The sequence below is a fragment of the Microbacterium sp. NPDC080005 genome (genome assembly GCF_040702445.1).
Classification (GTDB): Bacteria; Actinomycetota; Actinomycetes; order Actinomycetales; family Microbacteriaceae; genus Microbacterium; species Microbacterium oleivorans_D.
In genome coordinates this window covers 314,859-335,045 of record NZ_JBFBLD010000002.1, presented here as the reverse complement: position 1 = coordinate 335,045, position 20,187 = coordinate 314,859, and the positions used below count along the sequence as shown (strand labels likewise).

Sequence of the window (20,187 nt, the reverse complement as noted above, 5' to 3'; positions counted from 1 at the left end):
CTGAGGCGGTCAGCGCCTCGCCTCAGCCACCGGCGCGTCCGCCGAGAACACGTCGACGACGCCGTCCCCCGCCACGAACTGCAGACGGACCCCATCGGCGAATCGCTGCCGCAGATCCGACGGCGAGGTCGGTCCGACCACGAAGGTGGCGGTGGCGGAGAAGGGCTCGACGCTGCATCCGCCGTACCCACCCCATGCCCAGCCCTCGTCGGGCGTGGACTCCCACGCCTCGGGCGGGAGCAGTTGCAGACATCGGGTCAGCCCGTCGCCGGTCGGCATCGACCCCACGATCGGCGTGACGCTCCCGAGCGACTCGAAGATCGCGCCGTCCTGAGGGCGGTCGCCGTACGTCTCGGGCCATCCGCGGTCGGCGTCGGGGGTCAGTGTCGCCACATGTGCGATCGCGGTCCCCGGGGGGACGGATGCCGCCGTCCACACCGAGCGGCTCGTCACCGCCGCCGTCACCCCGACCGCCACCGTCGCCGCCATGGCGAGGGAACCGGCCCAGGCGAGACCGGTGAGACGACGCCGCCGCCTCTGCAGCGCCTCGGGTGGCTCGCTCGACGCCGTGGCGAAGGCGCGGGCGGCGTCCGTCGGCGAGACCGGCGGGAGCGGCGGAACGTCGGGTGCGGCAGGTCGGGTGGGTCCCCGGTCCGGTGCGCGCTCGACCAGGGGCGGGCGCTCCCGTTCCCGCCGGGCTTGCTCTTCGAGTTCGGCCAGTCGGTGTCGAGCGGCGTCGTCGACCGCGAGCCCGTCACCGGGACCATAGGCCCGTGCCTGCAGCGCGCGGAGCTCGGACTGCAGGACGTCGTCCATCAGAGACCGAGTGTCTCGGGCTCCACGGCGCCGGCTTCCGCCTCGACCTCCGCGAGCGATTTCGTCTGCAGGAACGTGCAGAGGATCGAGACCATGGCGAGTTCGGCCGACAGCTCGAGGGTGCGGCCCGCATTCATCTTCAGGTCGATGTCACGGGCCTCGAAGGTGATGCCCCAGTGGATCGACCCCAGCGGCTCGGGCTGCAGATACGTCAGCGTCATCGAGTCGAGGAGGTTCAGCGCGATGAGACCGGTGTCCAGGCCGTCGGTGCCGTCCTGCGGGATCACCCGCACCCTCTCACTGAGGGAATAGCCCAGCGCGGCGAACTCCTCGAGCCACTGCTCGAGCATCTCCTTGCTGTGGAACGGCATGCGTAGATCTCCCTGATCCGGTCGCCGGGTCGGTCCGACCATTATGACCCGGACGGTCCCGCGGGAGCATCCCCCTAGGCTCGACGAATGGCCATCGGATCCACGATGCACACCTTCACCGTGCAGCTCGCCGACGTCGACCGCGGCGTCTACGAGGACCTCTCGCTGCGCCTTGCGCGGCATCCGTCCGAGACCGCGACGAACGTCCTGTTGCGCGTCCTCGCCTACGCCCTCGAGTACGAGGAGGGAATCGCCTTCAGCGAGGGCATCTCCGCGACGGACGAGCCCGCCGTCCTCGTCCGCGACGCCACGGGCCGGCTGACCGCCTGGATCGAGGTAGGTGCTCCGGATGCCGGTCGGCTGCACGCCGGCAGCAAGGCGGCGGACCGCGTGGCCGTCTACACGCACCGTGAGCCGAGCCGTCTGGCCCAGGCCTGGGCGGGCAAGACGATCCATCGGGCGGCCGACATCCCGCTGTACAGCTTCGACAAGGGATTCGCGGAGGATGCGGCATCCGCTCTCGAGCGACGGAACACGCTCACGGTCTCCGTGACGGAGCGCCAGCTCTACCTCGACGTGAACGGCCGATCATCCGCGTCGGCCATCACGGAGCAGCCCGTCGGCTGACCGTCGGCGATGACCCTGTCAACCCCGCTGGGGGTGGCGGCACGGCATCCCTAGGGTGGCGCCGGAGGAGGTTCGGATGTCGCGTCGATCACGAGCGGCCGTGGCCGCGATCCTCGTCGTCGGGTTCGGTCTGGCCGGGTGCGGTGTGCGCCCCGCCGACGCCGACGGCACGCTGGAGCGCGTGACCTCGGGAGGGGTCTTGCGAGCGGGCGTGAGCGAGAATCCGCCGTGGACGTCGATCGGGGGCGGCGAGCCCTCGAACGGCGAACCGACGGGCAGCGAGGTCGACCTCGTCGAGGAGTTCGCGGCTGAGCGCGGTGCCACGGTCCGGTGGCGCACCGGGACGGAGGAGGTGCTGGTCGACGCCCTGCACGCCGGGAGCCTGGACGTCGTGGTCGGCGGCCTCACTGACGGGACCCCCTGGAAGGACGACGCGGCGGTGACGGATGTCTACCGCGAGACCACGAGCCCCACGGGTGAGACCGAGAAGCACGTCATGCTGACACGGGCCGGCGAGAACGGCTTCCTGATGGAGCTCGAGGTCTTCTTGCGCGAGGAGGCCGGTCGATGAGGCGCAACGCCCTGCGGGACGGCCTCGGAGACGACGGCCGCGTCGCGCTGCGTCACGCCATACGGATGGAATGGGCGACGATCGCTTTCCTGGCCGTCGCCATCCCCGTCGTCGGGATCGTCACCGGCAGTTCGCAGGCGATGCGCGCGGCCTGGGTCGAGGACATGCTCTCACTGGCACCGCCGTTCGCGTTCCTCGTCGCCGTGCGGGTGATGTCGCGCCCTGCGAATCCGCGGTACCCCTATGGCTATTTCCGTTCCGTGGGCGTCGCGCACCTCGTGGCGGGCGTCGCGCTGTTCACGATGGGGTCGTTCCTCCTGGTCGACTCCGCTCTCACCCTCGTGCGAGGGGAGCGCCCGCCGATCGGCTCGGTGGAGGTGTTCGGTCAGTCCGTGTGGCTGGGGTGGTTCATGATGGCCGTCATGGCGGCCACCATCCCGTTGCCGATCTGGTTCGGGCGGGTGAAGATGCGGCTGGCGCGGCAACTGCACAACAAGGTCCTCTATGCCGACGCGGACATGAACAAGGCCGACTGGATGACGGCGGTGGGATCGATCGTGGGGGTCGGCGGCATCGGCCTGGGGATCTGGTGGGCGGACGCCGCCGCGGCCATCTTCATCTCCGGCAGCATCCTGTGGGACGGCGTGAAGAACACCAAGGGTGCCATCACCGACCTCATGGACACGCGGGCGACGACGTTCGACGACGCGAAGCCGCATCCCGACATCGACCGGATCCACGATCACCTGTCTTCCTTGCGCTGGGTCGATGAGGTCCGCACGCGCACCCGCGATCAGGGCCAGTTCTTCCACGTCGAGGCCTTCGTCCGGCCGCGGAAGGGTCGGATGCCGCGGCTCGCGGAGATCGAGCAGGCGCAGGCCGAGTGCCGTGGACTGGACTGGAAGATGCACGACGTCGTCATCGTGCCGGTGCGCACCTTCCCCGAGACCGCGTCCGCGCGCTCGGGGGAGAGCTGACCCCCGAGTCTGGGCGGGGCCTGGCAGTCCCGTGGGGAACGTCACTGCATTCCGCGCCGGCGATGAACCTCGCCGTAACGTGGCCCTCAGCGATCGGCATCCGTCTGTTGCTTTCGTCTCCGCCCGCAGCGGACACCCGATTCCAAGCAGGTGCCCCATCGCTTCATCCGTCGCCGACTCGCGTCTCGGTCCCGTCCGTCAGACGTACGCCGGAACCGATCAGTTCCCTCCCATGGCGAAGGCGTTCACCGACGTCTCGCGCATCGTCCGCGAGACCGGGCTGCTGCGCCGGACGCCGATCTTCTACCTCGCCGTCGGCGTCGCCCTGCTGCTCGCCTTCGGCGGCGCGGTCACCGGCTTCATCCTGCTCGGCGACACCTGGTACCAGCTGTTGATGGCCGGCGCTCTCGGCATCATCTTCACGCAGGTCGCGTTCCTCGCCCACGAGGCGGCGCATCGTCAGATCTTGACCTCCGGCCCCGCCAACGACCGCCTCGCACGCATCCTCGCCGCCGGGGTCGTCGGGATCAGCTACGCGTGGTGGACCGGCAAGCACACGCGTCATCACGCGAACCCGAACCGCGTCGGCAAGGATCCCGACATCGAGATCGACACGATCTCGTTCCTCGATGCCGATGCCGCATCGGCCCGCGGGATCCGCCGCGCCATCACGAAGCGGCAGGGGTGGCTCTTCTTCCCGCTCCTGACCCTGGAGGGGCTCAACCTGCATCATCTGGGCCTGAAGTACCTCTTCACCGAGAAGGACGTCAAGGCGCGCTGGCTCGAGATCGGCATGATCGTCGTACGGCTGGCCGTCGTCGCCGTCCCGGTCTTCCTGCTGCTGCCGCTCGGGATGGCGTTCGCCTTCATCGGCGTGCAGCTCGCCGTGTTCGGCGTCTACATGGGGGCGTCCTTCGCGCCGAACCACAAGGGGATGCCGGTCATCGCGGCCGACGCGAAGCTCGACTTCTTCAGCAAGCAGGTGCGCACGTCCCGCAACATCCGCGGGGGCTGGTGGGCGACGTGGCTCATGGGCGGTCTGAACTATCAGGTGGAGCACCATCTGTTCCCCAACATGCCGCGTCCGCACCTGTCGAAGGCGCGGGACATCGTGCGGGAGCACTGCGCCACCCTCGACGTCCCGTACACGGAGACGAGCCTCGGCAGGTCGTACGCGATCGTCATCGATTACCTGAACCGGGTGGGCCTCGCGGCCCGCGATCCGTTCGACTGCCCCGTCACCGCGACTCTGCGTCGCGGCTGAGGGTCAGCCCGGCAGCCCGCCGAGGAAGGGCTCGGGATCGAGCGTCTTCCTCGGCGCTTCGTCGATCCGGGCACGCAGCTCCGCATCGACGCTGCCGACGTACAGCCACCCCATCAGCAGCTCGTCGTCGGCGAGACCGTGCAGCGCGCGGACCTCGGGGGAGTTCACGAGCACTCCCGTGCGCCACATGACACCCCACCCCGTCCGCCACAGCGCGAGCTCGAGGAGGTGAGCCGCTCCGGCGGCGGTCGCGTGCTGCTCCCAGACCGGCACGGCAGGATGCGGCTTCGGGCTCGCGATGACCGCGATGAGGAGGTCGGCGCGGAAGGGCTTGCCGTTGCGGTCACCCGGTTCGCGTTCCACTCCGGCGGCGGCGTCGAGCGCCTCGCCGAGACGCGCGCGGTCGTCGCCGCGCAGCGCGATCAGCCGCCACGGGCGCAGGGCCTTGTGGTCCGCGACCGGCGTGACGGCGGCGAGCAGCGTACGGAGCTCCTCGTCGTCGGGTGCGCCCGGCCCCACTTTCGCGAGCGACCTCCGCGTCGCCATCGCCTGCAGCACCGGGTCGTCGAAGGTCGCCATCCTTCCATCCTGGCCGCTCCCGGTGCCGGTGTCGCCGGCGCGCGATAATCTCCGGGCATGACCTGGCCTGCGCTCCATCTCTCCCGCTCGATCGAGCGCTCCCCGCGCGAGGTGATCGCCTTCGCCGGTGACCCCGCGAACCTGCCCCGTTGGGCGGCCGGCCTGAGCACCGGCATCCGCCGCGACGGCGGGCGCTGGCTCGCCGACTCCCCGATGGGCGACATCGAGGTCGCCTTCCCTGGGCCGATCGAGGCGGGCATCCTCGATCACGACGTCACCCTGCCGGACGGCACCGTGGTCCACAACCCGCTGCGCGTCCTGCGCAACGACGACGGCAGCGAGGTCGTCTTCACGCTCTACCGGCGCGACGGGGTGACCGGCGCGGAGTTCGCCGAGGATGCGGCGGCCGTCGAAGCCGATCTGGAATCCCTCCGCAGGATCCTGGAGACCTGATCCTTCCGGCGCGGCGATCGCGGTGTTATCGTGCTGTTCGGTTAGCGAACGTTAACTGAAGCATTCTCCTCGGAGGTGCCGTCGACGATGACAGCCCCCACGACGTATCCCGATCTGGTCGCCGAACTCGAGCGCCGGCGTGCCCACACCGCCCGCGGTGGCCCCGAACGTGCGCGCGAACGCCACATCGCGCGCGGCAAACTGCTCGCGCGGGACCGCATCGACGCGCTCCTCGACGTCGGCAGCCCGTTCCTGGAGGTCGGCGCGCTCGCGGGACTCGACCTCTACGACGACGACTGCCCCGCAGGCGGGGTGGTCGCCGGTGTCGGGCTGATCCACGGCCGGCACGTCATGGTCGTCGCGAACGACGCGACCGTGAAGGGCGGCACGTACTACCCGATCACGGTGAAGAAGCATCTTCGGGCGCAGGAGATCGCCGCCGAGAACCGGCTTCCTTGCGTCTACCTCGTCGACTCGGGCGGTGCTTTCCTGCCGATGCAGGACGAGGTCTTCCCCGACCGCGACCACTTCGGTCGCATCTTCTACAACCAGGCACGGATGTCGCGGGACGGCATCCCGCAGATCGCGGCCGTCCTCGGGTCGTCGACCGCAGGCGGCGCCTATGTCCCGGCGATGAGTGACGAGACGGTCATCGTCCGGAACCAGGGGACGATCTTCCTCGGCGGCCCGCCCCTCGTGAAGGCGGCCACGGGCGAGGTCGTCTCGGCCGAGGACCTGGGGGGCGGCGATCTGCACACGAGGGTCTCGGGCGTCACCGACCACCTCGCCGAGAACGACGAGCACGCGCTGCAGATCGTCCGCGACATCGTCGCGACGCTCCCTGCGCCCGCGCCGCTGCGGGAGCAGCCCCAACCGGTGACCCCGCCGATCGCAGACCCGGCGACCCTCGTCGACGTCGTCCCCGTCGAGCTGACGACCCCCTACGACGCCCGCAAGATCATCGACCGGATCGTCGACGGCGGCACGTGGCACGAGTTCAAACGCGACTACGGCGACACCCTCGTCACCGGCTTCGCGAGGCTCCACGGGCACCGCGTCGGCGTCGTCGCGAACAACGGCGTGCTGTTCGGGGAGTCGGCCCTCAAGGGTGCGCACTTCATCGAACTGTGCGACCAGCGCGGCATCCCCCTCCTGTTCCTGCAGAACATCACCGGGTTCATGGTCGGGCGCGAGTACGAGTCGAGCGGCATCGCGAAGCACGGCGCGAAGATGGTCAACGCCGTCGCCTGCGCGTCGGTGCCCAAACTCACCGTCGTCGTCGGCGGATCGTTCGGCGCCGGGACCTACTCGATGTGCGGGCGGGCCTACTCGCCGCGCTTCCTCTGGCTCTGGCCCGGGGCGCGGGTCTCCGTCATGGGCGGGCCGCAGGCGGCATCCGTCCTCTCCACCGTGCGCCGCGAGCAGATCGAGGCGGGCGGGGAGGAATGGTCCCCCGAGGAGGAGGCCGCCTTCCAGGCGCCCATCCGCGCGCAGTACGAGGAGCAGGGCAGCCCCTACTACTCGACGGCGCGCCTCTGGGACGACGGCATCCTCGCTCCCGCCGAGACCCGCGACGCGCTGGGTCTCGCCCTCGACGTCTGCCTGCGGGCTCCCTTCGACGCGCCGGGTTACGGCGTCTTCCGGATGTGATGCGCATGTTCTCCACCGTCCTGGTCGCGAACCGCGGCGAGATCGCCTGCCGCGTCATCCGCACGCTGCACGAGCTCGGCATCCGCTCGATCGCCGTCTACAGCGACGCGGATGCCGGTGCCCGCCACGTCGCGCTCGCCGACGAGGCCGTGCGCCTCGGCCCGGCGCCCGCCGCGCAGAGCTACCTGAACATCGACGCGGTCATCGCCGCGGCGCGCTCCACCGGGGCGCAGGCGATCCATCCCGGGTACGGATTCCTCTCGGAGAACACCGCCTTCGCGGCCGCGTGCGAGCAGGCGGGCATCGTCTTCGTCGGGCCGAGTGCCGCGGCGATCCGCACGATGGGCGACAAGATCGCCGCCAAGCACGCCGTCGAGGCGCGCGGCGTTCCGACGGTGCCCGGGGTCGCCCGTGCGGGCATGTCCGAGGAGGAGCTCAGGGCGGCGGCGCCCGAGGTCGGATACCCCCTGCTGATCAAGCCCTCCGCGGGCGGCGGCGGCAAGGGCATGCATGTCGTGACGGATCCTGCGGACCTGCCGGTCGCGCTCGCCGCTGCGCGGCGCGAGGCGGGTGCGAGCTTCGGTGACGACACGCTGTTCCTCGAGCGCTACGTGGACACCCCGCGGCACATCGAGGTGCAGGTGCTCGCGGATGCGCACGGGAACGTCGTGCATCTCGGCGAGCGGGAGTGCTCGCTGCAGCGCCGGCACCAGAAGGTGATCGAGGAGGCGCCGTCGCCGCTGCTCGACGACGCGACCCGCGCGCGCATCGGGCAGGCCGCGTGCGAGACGGCGCGGAGCGTCGACTACCGCGGCGCCGGGACCGTCGAGTTCATCGTGGCTGCCGATCGCCCCGACGAGTTCTTCTTCATGGAGATGAACACCCGCCTGCAGGTCGAGCACCCGGTGACGGAAGAGGTGACGGGGGTCGACCTCGTGGCGGCGCAGCTGCGGATCGCGGCGGGGGAGCAGCTCTGGTTCGCCCAGGACGATGTGCGACTGACGGGCCACAGTATCGAGGCGCGTGTGTACGCCGAGGACCCGGCCTCGGGCTTCCTGCCGACGGGTGGGCGCGTGCTGCGTGTCGCGCACCCGGCGGGGCCCGGCATCCGTGTGGACAGCGCCCTCGCCGACGGGCTGGAGGTCTCACTCGACTACGACCCGATGCTCGCAAAGGTCATCGCGACCGGCGCGACTCGAGACGAGGCGCGGCGCCGTCTCGTCGCCGCGCTCGGCGAGACGGCGGTGCTCGGCTTCGAGACGAACGTGCCGTTCCTGCGGGCCCTGCTCGAGGTGCCCGCCGTGGCGGCCGGCGACCTCGACACGGGGCTCATCGCACGCGAGCTCGACGGGCTCGTCGCGGCGGAGGATACGGTCGACGTGTTCGCCGAGGCCGCACTGCTTCTCGATGCCGCGGTGCCTCGCGGTGCGGATCCGTGGCGCCGCGCGGACGCGTGGCGGATGGGCCCGCCCGCTCCGCGGCGGTACCGGCTGGCCTCCGGAGCGCACGAGCGTACGGTCGAGCTCGTCGGCGACGGGGTGACGGTGGATGGAGCGGTGGTCGCGGCATCCGTCCGCCCGAACGGCGACCGGTTGGCGGTGCGGATCGGGGACCGCCACGTCTCGACGGTCGCGGTCGTCGACGGTGACAGCGTGTGGCTCGCCGTGCGCGGTCGAGCCCGCGAGGTGCGCCGCGTGCGGCTCGACCACCGCCGGGACGCGGACGCCTCCGCGGTGCCCGAGCTCGTCTCGCCGATGCCGGGTGTCGTGGTGACGACCTCCGTCGCGGACGGAGCGACGGTGTCGGCCGGAGACGCGGTCGTGGTCGTGGAAGCGATGAAGATGGAGCATGTCGTGAGGGCGGAGGTCGCCGGTACGGTGGCGCTGCGGGTGTCGACGGGTGACAGCGTCGGCCGCGGGCAGACGCTCGCCGTCGTGACCCCCGCAGTCGAGGAGGACGCATGAGCGACACCACGCCGCGCCGGATCGTGCAGCGCGGACTGTATTTCGACGAGCTCGACCAGGGCACCGTCTACGTGCACAGTCCCGGCCGCACCGTGACCGAGGCCGACAACGTGCTGTTCACGACGCTGACGATGAACACGCAGTCGCTGCACCTGGATGCCGCCTGGTCCGAGCAGACCGAGTTCGGCGACCGGCTCGTCAACAGCATGTTCACCCTGTCGACCCTCGTCGGACTGTCGGTCGCACAGCTGACGCAGGGCACTATCGTCGCCAACCTCGGGTTCTCGGAGGTGACCTTCCCCGCTCCGGTGCGCCACGGCGACACGCTCTATGCAGAGACCGTCGTCGCCGCCAAGCGGCAGTCGCGCTCGCGGCCCGGGCAGGGGATCGTCGAATTCGTGCACACGATGCGCAACCAGCACGATCAGGTCGTCGCGACCGCACGTCGCTCGACGCTCATGCGGATGTCGCCGGAGGCGTCGGCGTGAGCATCGGACCCGCGATCCTGTTCTGTCCCGCCGACCGCCCCGAGCGGTACGCGAAGGCTCTCGCCGCGGCCGACACGGTGATCCTCGATCTCGAGGACGCCGTCGCACCCGCTGACAAAGCCGGCGCGCGCACGGCGCTCACGGCCGCGGAGGTCGATCTCGAGCGCGTCATCGTGCGGGTGAACCCGGCATCGAGCGATGAGCTCGACCGTGACCTCGAGGCGCTCCGGGGTACCGGATTCCGCAGGCTGATGCTGGCGAAGGCCGAGGAGGCCGAGGAGGTCGACCGGCTCGACGGGCACCGGGTCATCGCGCTGTGCGAGACGCCGCGGGGCGTCGAGAACGCGGGTGCGCTCGCGCGGCATCCGCTCGTCGCCGGACTCATGTGGGGCGCCGAGGACCTCGTCGCCGGGATCGGCGGACGCTCGAGCCGGGCGGCCGACGGACGCTACCGCGACGTCGCGCGGTACGCGCGGTCGCGGGTGCTGATCGCCGCCGCGGCGGCCGGGGTCGACGCGATCGACGCCGTCCACCTCGACATCGCCGACGCGGCAGGGCTCGAGGACGAGGCCAGGGATGCCGCGGCATCCGGATTCGCGGCGACCGCCTGCATCCACCCGTCCCAGGTCGAGGTCATCCGCCGGGCGTACGCCCCGACGTCGGAGGAGCGTGAGTGGGCCGACGCCGTGCTCGACGAGGCGACGCGGCAGCCCGGGGTGTTCCGGTTCCGGGGCCGGATGATCGACGAACCGGTGCTCCGCCAGGCGCGCCGCACCCTCGGACGGTGAGACCGTGACGACGTGGCGCGCGACGCAGAAGGCGAACCGCCGCGCCGAGCTGATGGCCTCGGCGGCACGGCTGTTCGCCGAGCGAGGGTTCGCCGCCGTCTCGACCGCCGACCTCGGCGATGCCGTCGGGATGAGCGGACCGGCCCTGTACCGTCACTTCGCGAGCAAGGAGGCCCTCCTGTGCGATCTCCTGCTCGACGCGAGCGAGCGGCTGCTCGAGGGCGGGCGCGCGCTGACCGCTTCCGGCGAGGACGCACGTGAGGTCTTCGAGGCGCTCATCGCGTTCCACCTCGAGTTCGCCACGGCCGACGCCGACGTCATCAGGGTGCAGGACCGGGAGCTCGCCAACCTCCCCGCCGACGTGAACCAGCGCGTGCGGCGCCTGCAGCGCGAGTACGTGCAGGAGTGGGATCGGCCGCTCGCCGCCCTCCGGCCCGACCTGAGCGCACCCGAGCGCGAGACGCGCCTGCTCGCCGCCTTCGGCCTCCTGAACTCGACCCCCCATTCGGCCGCTCCCAGCGGGGACCGGGCCGGTGGCATCCTGGCCGGCATGGCGCGACGAGCGCTGCTGGAGGACTGACCGCGGTGGCGGTGACAGGATGAGGGGATGCCGCACACCATCGTCCTCACCGGTGCCGGATCGGGCATCGGGCAGCTCCTCGCCCAGCGCCTGAGCGAGCGCGGTGACCGCCTGGTCCTCGTCGCACGCGACGCCTCGCGAGCCGAGGATCTCGCCGCCGAGCACGGGGGAGCGGCGACGATCGTCGCCGACCTCGCGCACCCGGAATCGCTCGCGGCGGCGGTCGCGGCATCCGATCTGCCCGACGAGATCGATGCGATCGTGCACGCCGCGGGGATCGTGGACCTCGGGCACGTGGCAGACCTCACGGTGTCGTCCTGGCAGGACCAGCTCGCAGTGAACCTCGTCGCCCCCGCCGAGCTCACGCGGCTGCTGCTGCCGCGGGTGCGCGCCGCGCGCGGGCAGGTGGTGTTCGTCAACTCCGGCGCCGGCCTCACCGCCCACCCGCAATGGGCCGCGTACGCCGCCTCGAAGCACGGGCTGAAGGCCCTCGCGGACGCGCTGCGCGGTGAGGAAGCCGCACACGGTGTCCGCGTCACCACCGTCTACCCCGGCCGTACCGCGACGCCGATGCAGGCCCAGGTGCACGCGCAGGAGGGTGCTCCGTACGACGCGGATGCCTGGATCCAGCCGGCATCCGTCGTCACCGCCGTACTCACCGCTCTCGACCTGCCCCGCGACGCCGCCATCACCGACCTGTCCGTCAAGCCCGGGCCCCGCTGACCGTCACCTCGCGCCCGGCCTCCTGACCCGGCGTACCGTCCTCAGTCCCGCCTGCCGGGCGACCGCGACCGGGGATGGGGAACAGCGCCGTGAACACTACGACCGCAAATCCCGTCGCGCGCGGCCGTCGGCGAGGATGAAGTGCCCGGCACACCCGGCCGGGCACCGCTGACGTTCGCCGAGGAACGGGAGTGACGATGAAGCCGCGACGGTCGTGGAGTATCGCCGGTCGCATCTTCGGCATCCAGATGGGCGCCGTGCTGTGCGCGCTCGGACTCCTGGTCACGGTGCTCGCCTTCGAAGCGCAGTGGGATGCCGAGACCGAGGCGCGCGACCGGAGCCTCGCCGTCAGCCGGATGCTGGCGACCTACCCGTCCGTGACCGCGGGGCTGCGCGACGAGGATCCGACCGCCGTCCTGCAGCCCATCGCCCTGTCGACGATGGATGCCTCGGGTGTCGACTTCGTCACGATCATGTCGCCCGACGGCATCCGCTTCACCCACCCCGACCCGGAGCGCATCGGCGGCACCTTCCTCGGCACGATCAGCGCCGCGCGGCGCGGCGAGACGATCACCGAGACCTTCACGGGGACGCTCGGGCCGTCGGTGCGCGCCGTCGTCCCGGTGACCGCCGACGGCGAGCTCATCGGGATCGTGTCGGCCGGTGTGACCACCCGCCAGATCTCGGACGCGGTCCTGCCGCGGATGCCCGCGATCCTCCTGCTCGCCCTCGTCTTCGTCGCCATCGGGACGGTCGCGGCGGCCCTCACCCGCCGGGTCGTGCGCCGGGTCGCGGGCGACCTCGCGCCGGAGCGCGTGAAGAGCATGGTGTCTTTCTACGAATCGGTCCTGCACTCCGTGCGGGAGGGCGTCGTCCTCACCGACGGCCGCGGGCGCATCGTGCTGTACAACGACGAAGCCGCGGATCTGCTCGGCCTGCCGCCGTCGACCGGCGAGGGATTGGCAGAGGGATTGGATGCCGCGGACGCCGGCGTCCCGCCGGAGATCGCCCGGCTGCTGGCCACCGGTGAACGCGCCGTCGAGGAGGTGCACGTGGGCGTCGATCGCGTCCTGCTGGTGAACCAGGAGAAGACGGGGGACCCGGCCGCTCCCGGCGCCGTCATGACGCTCCGCGACCAGAGTGTGCTGACCGAGCTGACAGGCGAGCTCGACGCCGTGCGGACGATGAGCGACGCGCTGCGCTCCCGCACCCATGAGCACTCGAACGTCCTGCACACGATCGTGGGTCTGCTCGAAGCGGGCCGGGTCGACGAGGCGATCGACTTCATCGAGGAGTCCAGCCAGGCGAGCCAGGACCTGACGGATCAGATCGTCGGCGCCCAGGGAGAGCCGGTCCTCTCCGCGTTGCTGCTCGGGAAGTCCGCGACCGCCCACGAGCTCGGCATCGAGTTCTCGGTGTCCATGCCCGACAGCCTCGTCCTCCCGCTCACCCCCACCGAACTCGTCTCGATCGTCGGCAATCTCGTGGACAACGCGTTCGAGGCCGCCCGCGAGGGCGAGGACCCGTGGGTCTCGGTGACCTGCCGCATCGTCGGCGACACCGCCGAGATCCTCGTCAGCGACAGCGGACCGGGGCCGCACAGCGACGAGGTGTTCGAGCTCGGCGTCTCGACCAAGCCCGGACCGGGCCGCGGCATCGGGCTCGCGCTGGTGCGCTCCATCGTCGACGGTCGAGGCGGCGACGTCGGGTTCCTGCCGGGGGCGCCCGCAACGGCGTACGTGCGCCTCCCCGGGGTCGATGCGGCGGTCCGGTCGTGATCCGGACGGTGGTGGTCGACGACGACCCCCGCGCCCTCGCGACGCACACCGGCTACCTCGAGCGTCTCGAGGAGTTCGAGGTGGTCGCCGTCGCCGACTCGGTCACCTCGGCACGGGAGACGATCACGGCTCATCACGACGCCGGAGCGGGCGTCGATCTCGTGCTGCTGGATCTGACGCTCCCCGACGGGCACGGGACGGATGTCACACGCTTCCTGCGCTCCCGCGAGATCGACGTCGACTTCATCGCCGTCACGGGTGATCGCAGCGTCGACGCGGTGCGTCGGTGCCTGGCTCTCGGCGCCGTCCAGTACCTCATCAAGCCCTTCGGCTTCCGCACCTTCCACGACCGGATGGACGCCTACCTCCGCTATCGGCGGGGGAGCGTCGCGATCGACGAGCGCGCGTCGACGCAGGACGAGATCGACTCGCTGCTGTCGCTGCGTCAGGTGCGCACCTCGGTGCTGCCGAAAGGGCTCACCCGCACCACGTACGGCGTCATCGTCGAGCAGGTGCGGCGGGCCGGCCGCCCCATGTCGGCTGCGGAGGTCGGCGAGGCGTGCGCGGTGTCGCGGGTGACCGCCCGCCGGTATCTCGAATACCTCGCCGACCTCGGCCTCTGCGTCCGGATGCAGCGACCGGCGGGACGCGGCCGACCCGAGATCGACTACGCCTGGAGCGGATGACATACGGCCCCGCCGCCCCGAGAGGGGGCGGCGGGGCCGCATCCGTCCGTGTCACTCGGCGTCGGCGAAGATCACCTGACGACGCTTGCGCATCTTCGGCAACGCCGCGACGATCAGGATGACGACGGTCACCGCCAGCAGCGACCCCGAGATCGGTCGCGTGACGAACTCGGTGACGTCGCCCTGGGCGAGGATCATCGCCCGCCGGAAGTTGCGCTCCAGCAGCGGGCCGAGCACGAAGCCCAGCAGCAGCGGCGCCGGCTCGCAGCCCGCCTGCAGCAGGACGAAGCCGAGCAGGCCGAACACCGCGACCATGAGCACGTCGTACGGGTTGCCGCTGAGCGAGAACGTCCCGATGGCGGCGAACAGCACGATCGCCGGGAACAGCGCCCAGTACGGCACCCGCAGCATCCGCACCCAGATCCCGATGAGCGGCAGGTTCAGCGCCACGAGCAGCAGGTTGCCTACCCACATCGAGGCGATGAGGCCCCAGAACAGCACCGGCTCGGTCTGTATCACGGTAGGACCCGGCTGGATGCCCTGGATGATGAAGGCCGCCAGGATGAGGGCCATGACCGGGTGAGCGGGGATGCCGAGGGTCAGCAGCGGGATGAACGAGGTCTGTGCCGCCGCGTTGTTGGCCGACTCCGGCCCCGCGACCCCCGCGATGGCGCCCCTGCCGAAGGTCCACGGCTTGCGAGAGATCTTCTTCTCCAGCGCGTACGACGCGAACGAGGCGAGGATGTGACCGCCGCCGGGGAGGACGCCGAGCCCCGATCCGAGCGCGGTGCCGCGGATCGTCGGGCCGATCATCGCCCGCCGGTCCTCCCGGTTCGGCCACAGGCGCGACAGCTTGGCGAGCACCGGGTTGCGCGATTCGGGGTTGGCGAGGTTGCGCAGGATCTCGGCGATGCCGAAGATGCCGACGGCGAGCGAGACGAAGTCCAGTCCGCCGTCCAGTTCACGGATGCCGAAGGTGAATCGGGCGTCACCCGTGAAGCTGTCCTGCCCGACGGTCGACAGCAGGATACCGAGCACGATCATCCCGAGTGCCTTCAGCGTCGAGCCGCTCGCCAGGGAGATCGACGCGATGAGCCCGAGCACGACGAGCGCGAAGTACTCGAACGCGCCGAAGCTCAGGGCGACCTGCGCGAGGGGCGGGGCGGCGAGGGCGAGGATGACGGTGGCCACCGTCCCCGCCGCGAACGACGACAGCGCGGCGACCGCGAGGGCGGTGCCCGCCTTTCCCATCCTTGCGAGCTTGTGGCCGTCGATCGCGGTCACCGCAGAGGACGATTCGCCCGGCAGGTTGATGAGGATGGCCGTCGTCGATCCGCCGTATTGGGCGCCGTAGTAGATGCCCGCGAGCATGATGATCGCCGTGACAGGCTCGCCGAAGGCGAAGGTCAGCGGCAGGAGCATCGCGACGGTCGCCGTCGGGCCGATGCCCGGCAGCACGCCCACCGCTGTCCCGAGGGCGACGCCGAGCAGGCAGAACAGCAGGTTCTCCCACTGCAGCGCGGTCGACAGGCCGAGGGCGAGGTTGTCCAGGATCTCCATCTCAGCCTCCGATCCAGGGTCCGATGGCGTCGACGTTCAGGCGCAGCAGCAGGATGAAGACCACCCAGCTGAGCGCCGCCATGACGACACCCGTGAGCAGTGCCTGCTTCCAGGTCGTCTCGACGCGCGCGAAGGAGACGCCGACCACGGCGATGAACGAGGTCAGCACGAGTCCGAGCCCCTCCACGCAGATGGTGAAGAAGAGGATGGTCGCCGTCACGATGAGCAACGGGCGCCACGGGATGCGGCCGAACCCGAGCGGCGGGCCCTGTTCGACGTCGCCGACGACGGGCACCGGACGGGTGACGAAGGGAACGCCCTCCGCCTGCGACGCCTTCGCTGCGGCGAGCTTATCAAGCGTCGAGTCCTCGGCCAGCTGCTCCTCCGTCGCCGGCCCCTCGACGAAGGTCTCCTCGCGGCTGGGGGCGACGACGGCGCGGACGATGACGGCGACGCCCAGCACGATGAGCAGGACGGCGACCCCGAGCGGGAAGGCGGCGGGACCCATCGCGAGCGGGGTTCCGATGTCGTAGGCGAACGACGAGACGGCGAAGGCCGCACCGATGCCCGCGAACACGAGACCTCCCACGAGGTCGGCGGAGGAGAAGGGGAAGCCCCCGGGGGACGGGCGGTGCCCGCCCCCCGGGGTGTCCTGGACGATGTCAGCCCTCCTGTCCGAGGAGGCCGCCCCACAGGGCGATCTGGTCGTCGAGCTGCGTCGCGAGAGTGGTGGGTGAGGCCTGCTCGGCGGTCACCGGCGAGGTGCCGAGCTCCTCGAACTGCGTGCCGACCTCCTCGTTGCCGAGCGCGGTGATGAGCGCCTCGTTGAGGATCGTGACGACCTCCTCGGGCGTCCCCGCGGGCGCGTAGAGTCCGTGCCAGATGCTGACCTCGACGTCCGGGAGCCCTGCTTCGGCGGTCGTCGGGATCTCGGGGAGCACGGCCACCCGATCGGGGACGGTGACCGCGTATGCCTCGACGGATCCGGCGAGGATCTGGCTGGCGGAGTTGGTGGTCTGGTCGCACAGCAGGTCGACCTGCCCGCCGAGCAGGTCGGCCATGGCGGGGCCGGTGCCGTCGTAGGGGACTTCGGTCAGTTCGACACCGAGGGCGTCCTGCAGAAGCGTGCCGCACAGGTGCGAGGCCGAACCGACGCCGGCGTGGGCGAGGGTGACCGAGCCCTGATTGTCCTCGATGTACGAGACGAGCTCGTCGAGGTCTGCGGGGCCGAGTCCTGACCGCGAGAGGATCGCCATAGGGACCTCAGTGACGAGACCGATCGGCTCGAAGTCCTCGACCGGGTCGAAGTTGAGGTCGGGGTAGAGAGCCGGTGCGGTGGACATGCCGATGTGGTGGAGCAGGAGTGTGTACCCGTCGGGGTCTGCGGTGGAGGCCTCGCCGGCGCCGACGGTGCCGCCCGCGCCCTCGACGTTGTCGACGACGACCTGAACGCCGAGTTCCTCGCCGAGCGGCTCGGCCAGGATGCGGGTGACGGTGTCGGTGGGGCCGCCGGCGGCGAACGGCACGATGACGTCGATCGTGTCATCGGGGAAGTTCGCGCCGCCTTCGCCGCCCCCTCCTCCCGATCCGGAGGAGCTGCAGGCCGCGAGGGCCAGGCAGAGGGTGGCGCCCACGGCGAGGGTGGAGAGAGGTCGGATGAGTCGCATGCTGTGTCCTTCGATCGTCGTCGATGTCGGGTGGATGCCGGGCGTCTTCGCCGCGACGACTCATGATGGGAACGCCGATGAGCGCCCGACAAGGCGCGGCGCGTGACCACTGTGAACACAAACCGAACCGCCGCCGGATCGCGGTGAACACTGTGAACGCAAGTCCGCTCCGGCGGGCGGAGCCGGCGTCTCAGGTGACGGGCTGCGGGTTCGCGAGGAGGCCTTCGAAGACGGCCTCGGCCGCGCCGATCAGCAGACGGTGTTCCGCGAGCCCGGCCGGGAGGATGCGCAGTTCCTCGCCGCAGGCGGGCATCGCCTGCGCGCGCACGGCTGTCTCGAGCGCGGCGACGTCGAGCCCCGCCAGCACGGAGAGGAACCCGCCGAGCACGACAGCGGACGGGTTCAGGACGTTGACGGCGTTGGCGAGCGCCGTGGCGAGGATGCGGCGCTGCCGCTCGACCTCCCCGGCGACCGACGGCGTGTCGAGCTGCGCCGCGAGCGCCTCCCCGAGCTCGCGGTCGTCGCCGCGGTTCAGCCCCACGACCGACAGCAGCCGGGCTCGGCTGACCTCGTCCTCGAGCACGCCGTCGCGCGCCCGCCGGTCGGCGAGGGTCGCGATGCCGGGGCGGTTCTGCCCGAACTCCCCGGCGTAGCCGCCAGCGCCGAGCACCGGCATCCCGTTCACGATGATGCCGCCGCCGATGCCGCTCGCACCGCCGTTGAGGTAGACGGCGTGGTCGATGCCGCTCGCGGCGCCGAAGAGGTGCTCTGCGACGGTGCCGAGCGTCGCATCGTTTCCGACGACGACGGGGATGCCGGTGGCAGACGCGACGACGTCGCGCAGGGGCGCGTCGACCCAGCCGAGGTGGGGCGCGTCGCGCACCAGGCCGTCCTCGACCCGGACGAGCCCCGGGACGGCGAGTCCGACGCCGAGGATGCGGGCGTCCGCCAGCTCCGCCCGGCGCCAGGAGGCGATCTGCGCCGCGACGAGCTCGGCGGTGGCCGTGGGAGTGAGCAGCCGATCCTGCGGCAGGACGACCACCGCGCGGATGTCGCGGTCGAGGCCGACCGCGGCGATCTCGAGCGCGTCGACCTCGGGGTTGACGGCGATCGCGACGACGGCGGGGTCGACGCAGACGACGGGGGAGGGGCGACCGACGCGGTGCGACGGATCGGGGGCCCGCTCGGTGACCAGCCCGAAGGACGCGAGCGTCGCCACGAGATCGGCGACAGTGGAGCGGTTCAGCCCAGTCGACTCGGTCAGGGCGGAGCGGGACTGCGGGCCCTCGCGGTGAACGATGCCCAGGATGCTGCCGAGGTTGGCCCGCCGGACGGATTCGACGGTTCGCCCTTGCTCGGTCACGGACCCACCATAGCCACGAAAGGGGTTTGTCGCGGCGACGCGCCTGGTATAGGTTGTTGCCAACAACAATTATCTGGTTCGCGAAGGAGCGACATGGTCACCCCCACCCCCGCAGACAAGTTCAGCTTCGGCCTGTGGACCGTCGGCTACAACGGCACCGACCCCTTCGGCGGACCGACGCGACCCCCGCTCGACGTCGTCCACGCGGTCGAGAAGCTCTCCGAGCTCGGCGCGTACGGCCTCACCTTCCACGACGACGACCTCTTTGCCTTCGGCTCGAGCGACGCCGAGCGTCAGCGCGAGATCGACCGTCTGAAGGGCGCGCTCGAGTCCACCGGGATGATCATCCCGATGGTGACGACGAACCTCTTCAGCGCACCCGTGTTCAAGGACGGCGGCTTCACGGCCAACGACCGCGACGTCCGTCGCTTCGCACTGCGCAAGGTGTTCCGCCAGCTCGACCTCGGCGCCGAGCTCGGCGCGAAGACCTTCGTCATGTGGGGCGGCCGCGAGGGCGCCGAGTACGACTCCGCGAAGGACATCCGCCAGGCGCTCGAGCGCTACCGCGAGGCCGTGAACCTCCTCGGCCAGTACGTCGTGGACAAGGGCTACGACATCCGCTTCGCGATCGAGCCGAAGCCGAACGAGCCGCGCGGCGACATCCTGCTGCCGACGCTCGGCCACGCGATCGCCTTCATCGACTCGCTCGAGCGCCCCGAGCTCGTGGGCCTGAACCCCGAGGTCGGTCACGAGCAGATGGCGGGCCTGAACTTCGCCGCCGGCATCGCCCAGGCGCTGTACCACGGCAAGCTCTTCCACATCGACCTCAACGGGCAGCGCGGCATCAAGTACGACCAGGACCTCGTGTTCGGCCACGGCGACCTGCACAACGCGTTCGCGCTCGTCGACCTGCTCGAGAACGGCGGCCCCGGCGGCGTCCCCGCCTACGAGGGCCCGCGTCACTTCGACTACAAGCCGAGCCGCACCGAGGACGAGACCGGCGTCTGGGAGTCCGCAGCCGCGAACATGCGCACCTACCTGCTGCTCAAGGAACGGGCGCAGGCGTTCCGCGCCGACCCCGAGGTGCAGGAGGCGCTCGCCGCCGCCAAGGTCGACGAGCTCTCGACGCCGACCCTCAACCCGGGCGAGACGTACGAGGACTTCCTCGCCGACCGCTCCGCGTACGAGGACTTCGATCCGAGCGTCTACCTCGGCGGCAAGGGCGGCGGCTTCGTGCGCCTGCAGCAGCTGGCGACCGAGCACCTGCTGGGCGCACGCTGAC

21 protein-coding genes are annotated in these 20,187 nt (G+C 71.0%); 14 read left to right on the top strand and 7 right to left on the bottom strand.

Annotated elements, in window-relative coordinates; genetic code table 11:
• Positions 1-9: 9 nt before the first annotated feature.
• Both AB0259_RS08465 and AB0259_RS08460 read right to left on the bottom strand, forming a co-directional pair.
• Entirely contained in the window at positions 10-816 is an 807-nt protein-coding gene (locus AB0259_RS08465) for a hypothetical protein (RefSeq protein WP_366222335.1), read from the bottom strand.
• Complete coding sequence (locus tag AB0259_RS08460; RefSeq protein ID WP_251578044.1) at positions 816-1,187, bottom strand: hypothetical protein; 372 nt, start codon at positions 1,185-1,187, stop codon at positions 816-818. The genes AB0259_RS08465 and AB0259_RS08460 overlap by 1 nt, the downstream gene beginning before the upstream one ends.
• Before the next feature lie 87 nt (positions 1,188-1,274).
• Here AB0259_RS08460 and AB0259_RS08455 point away from each other — a divergent pair, with 87 nt between their 5' ends.
• The 4 genes from AB0259_RS08455 to AB0259_RS08440 all read left to right on the top strand — a co-directional run bounded on the left by AB0259_RS08455 (position 1,275) and on the right by AB0259_RS08440 (position 4,626).
• Positions 1,275-1,814, top strand: coding sequence for a YaeQ family protein (locus tag AB0259_RS08455; RefSeq protein WP_251578046.1), 540 nt, complete (start codon positions 1,275-1,277; stop codon positions 1,812-1,814).
• Positions 1,815-1,890: 76 nt separating this feature from the next.
• A complete protein-coding gene (locus AB0259_RS08450; RefSeq protein ID WP_366222338.1) occupies positions 1,891-2,385 on the top strand; it encodes a transporter substrate-binding domain-containing protein in 495 nt (164 codons plus the stop codon).
• Complete coding sequence (locus tag AB0259_RS08445) at positions 2,382-3,362, top strand: cation transporter (RefSeq protein WP_366222340.1); 981 nt, start codon at positions 2,382-2,384, stop codon at positions 3,360-3,362. Before AB0259_RS08450 ends, AB0259_RS08445 begins: the two co-directional genes overlap by 4 nt.
• A gap of 139 nt (positions 3,363-3,501) precedes the next feature.
• Positions 3,502-4,626, top strand: a complete 1,125-nt coding sequence (locus tag AB0259_RS08440; protein ID WP_251578983.1) for an acyl-CoA desaturase — start codon at positions 3,502-3,504, stop codon at positions 4,624-4,626.
• A gap of 3 nt (positions 4,627-4,629) precedes the next feature.
• Here AB0259_RS08440 and AB0259_RS08435 read toward each other — a convergent pair whose 3' ends face one another.
• Positions 4,630-5,205 carry a nitroreductase gene (locus tag AB0259_RS08435; protein WP_366222342.1) on the bottom strand — a complete coding sequence of 192 codons (576 nt, stop codon included), beginning with the start codon at positions 5,203-5,205 and terminating at the stop codon, positions 4,630-4,632.
• A gap of 57 nt (positions 5,206-5,262) precedes the next feature.
• Here AB0259_RS08435 and AB0259_RS08430 point away from each other — a divergent pair, with 57 nt between their 5' ends.
• From AB0259_RS08430 to AB0259_RS08390, 9 genes are all read left to right on the top strand, one after another.
• Positions 5,263-5,658, top strand: coding sequence for an SRPBCC family protein (locus AB0259_RS08430; protein ID WP_366222344.1), 396 nt, complete (start codon positions 5,263-5,265; stop codon positions 5,656-5,658).
• 87 nt (positions 5,659-5,745) lie between these two features.
• Positions 5,746-7,308, top strand: a complete 1,563-nt coding sequence (locus tag AB0259_RS08425) for a carboxyl transferase domain-containing protein (RefSeq protein WP_366222346.1) — start codon at positions 5,746-5,748, stop codon at positions 7,306-7,308.
• Positions 7,308-9,272, top strand: coding sequence for an acetyl/propionyl/methylcrotonyl-CoA carboxylase subunit alpha (locus tag AB0259_RS08420; RefSeq protein ID WP_366222348.1), 1,965 nt, complete (start codon positions 7,308-7,310; stop codon positions 9,270-9,272). Before AB0259_RS08425 ends, AB0259_RS08420 begins: the two co-directional genes overlap by 1 nt.
• A complete protein-coding gene (locus AB0259_RS08415; protein ID WP_366222350.1) occupies positions 9,269-9,760 on the top strand; it encodes a MaoC family dehydratase in 492 nt (163 codons plus the stop codon). Before AB0259_RS08420 ends, AB0259_RS08415 begins: the two co-directional genes overlap by 4 nt.
• Positions 9,757-10,548 (top strand): CoA ester lyase, encoded by a 792-nt coding sequence (locus tag AB0259_RS08410; protein ID WP_251578062.1) that lies wholly within the window; start codon positions 9,757-9,759, stop codon positions 10,546-10,548. The genes AB0259_RS08415 and AB0259_RS08410 overlap by 4 nt, the downstream gene beginning before the upstream one ends.
• Before the next feature lie 4 nt (positions 10,549-10,552).
• Positions 10,553-11,128, top strand: a complete 576-nt coding sequence (locus AB0259_RS08405; protein ID WP_251578064.1) for a TetR/AcrR family transcriptional regulator — start codon at positions 10,553-10,555, stop codon at positions 11,126-11,128.
• Between the two features lie 27 nt (positions 11,129-11,155).
• Complete coding sequence (locus AB0259_RS08400; RefSeq protein ID WP_366222353.1) at positions 11,156-11,851, top strand: SDR family oxidoreductase; 696 nt, start codon at positions 11,156-11,158, stop codon at positions 11,849-11,851.
• A gap of 197 nt (positions 11,852-12,048) precedes the next feature.
• Positions 12,049-13,629, top strand: a complete 1,581-nt coding sequence (locus AB0259_RS08395; RefSeq protein WP_366222712.1) for a sensor histidine kinase — start codon at positions 12,049-12,051, stop codon at positions 13,627-13,629.
• On the top strand, positions 13,626-14,315 hold the full coding sequence (locus tag AB0259_RS08390) for a response regulator (protein ID WP_251578068.1): 690 nt from the start codon (positions 13,626-13,628) through the stop codon (positions 14,313-14,315). Before AB0259_RS08395 ends, AB0259_RS08390 begins: the two co-directional genes overlap by 4 nt.
• Before the next feature lie 51 nt (positions 14,316-14,366).
• Here AB0259_RS08390 and AB0259_RS08385 read toward each other — a convergent pair whose 3' ends face one another.
• The 4 genes from AB0259_RS08385 to AB0259_RS08370 form a co-directional block, all read right to left on the bottom strand.
• On the bottom strand, positions 14,367-15,875 hold the full coding sequence (locus AB0259_RS08385) for a tripartite tricarboxylate transporter permease (protein WP_366222355.1): 1,509 nt from the start codon (positions 15,873-15,875) through the stop codon (positions 14,367-14,369).
• Between the two features lies 1 nt (position 15,876).
• The gene (locus tag AB0259_RS08380; protein WP_366222357.1) at positions 15,877-16,452 is read right to left on the bottom strand and encodes a tripartite tricarboxylate transporter TctB family protein; all 576 of its coding nucleotides are present in this window, start codon (positions 16,450-16,452) and stop codon (positions 15,877-15,879) included.
• An 85-nt stretch (positions 16,453-16,537) separates the two neighbouring features.
• Positions 16,538-17,542, bottom strand: coding sequence for a tripartite tricarboxylate transporter substrate-binding protein (locus tag AB0259_RS08375; RefSeq protein WP_366222359.1), 1,005 nt, complete (start codon positions 17,540-17,542; stop codon positions 16,538-16,540).
• A gap of 190 nt (positions 17,543-17,732) precedes the next feature.
• The gene (locus AB0259_RS08370; protein WP_366222361.1) at positions 17,733-18,905 is read right to left on the bottom strand and encodes an ROK family transcriptional regulator; all 1,173 of its coding nucleotides are present in this window, start codon (positions 18,903-18,905) and stop codon (positions 17,733-17,735) included.
• Between the two features lie 93 nt (positions 18,906-18,998).
• Here AB0259_RS08370 and xylA point away from each other — a divergent pair, with 93 nt between their 5' ends.
• Positions 18,999-20,186, top strand: coding sequence for a xylose isomerase (gene xylA, locus AB0259_RS08365; RefSeq protein ID WP_366222363.1), 1,188 nt, complete (start codon positions 18,999-19,001; stop codon positions 20,184-20,186).
• The last annotated feature ends 1 nt before the right edge of the window (position 20,187 follow it).

Bases quoted from the DNA above. Each gene is read 5' to 3' on its own strand.
- AB0259_RS08425 (WP_366222346.1), top strand. From the start codon at position 5,746: ATGACAGCCCCCACGACGTATCCCGATCTGGTCGCCGAACTCGAGCGC.
- AB0259_RS08435 (WP_366222342.1), bottom strand. From the start codon at position 5,205: ATGGCGACCTTCGACGACCCGGTGCTGCAGGCGATGGCGACGCGGAGG.
- AB0259_RS08455 (WP_251578046.1), top strand. From the start codon at position 1,275: ATGGCCATCGGATCCACGATGCACACCTTCACCGTGCAGCTCGCCGAC.
- AB0259_RS08445 (WP_366222340.1), top strand. From the start codon at position 2,382: ATGAGGCGCAACGCCCTGCGGGACGGCCTCGGAGACGACGGCCGCGTC.
- AB0259_RS08420 (WP_366222348.1), top strand. From the start codon at position 7,308: ATGCGCATGTTCTCCACCGTCCTGGTCGCGAACCGCGGCGAGATCGCC.
- xylA (WP_366222363.1), top strand. From the start codon at position 18,999: ATGGTCACCCCCACCCCCGCAGACAAGTTCAGCTTCGGCCTGTGGACC.
- AB0259_RS08450 (WP_366222338.1), top strand. From the start codon at position 1,891: ATGTCGCGTCGATCACGAGCGGCCGTGGCCGCGATCCTCGTCGTCGGG.
- AB0259_RS08415 (WP_366222350.1), top strand. From the start codon at position 9,269: ATGAGCGACACCACGCCGCGCCGGATCGTGCAGCGCGGACTGTATTTC.
- AB0259_RS08430 (WP_366222344.1), top strand. From the start codon at position 5,263: ATGACCTGGCCTGCGCTCCATCTCTCCCGCTCGATCGAGCGCTCCCCG.
- AB0259_RS08395 (WP_366222712.1), top strand. From the start codon at position 12,049: ATGAAGCCGCGACGGTCGTGGAGTATCGCCGGTCGCATCTTCGGCATC.
- AB0259_RS08385 (WP_366222355.1), bottom strand. From the start codon at position 15,875: ATGGAGATCCTGGACAACCTCGCCCTCGGCCTGTCGACCGCGCTGCAG.
- AB0259_RS08465 (WP_366222335.1), bottom strand. From the start codon at position 816: ATGGACGACGTCCTGCAGTCCGAGCTCCGCGCGCTGCAGGCACGGGCC.
- AB0259_RS08460 (WP_251578044.1), bottom strand. From the start codon at position 1,187: ATGCCGTTCCACAGCAAGGAGATGCTCGAGCAGTGGCTCGAGGAGTTC.
- AB0259_RS08400 (WP_366222353.1), top strand. From the start codon at position 11,156: ATGCCGCACACCATCGTCCTCACCGGTGCCGGATCGGGCATCGGGCAG.
- AB0259_RS08375 (WP_366222359.1), bottom strand. From the start codon at position 17,542: ATGCGACTCATCCGACCTCTCTCCACCCTCGCCGTGGGCGCCACCCTC.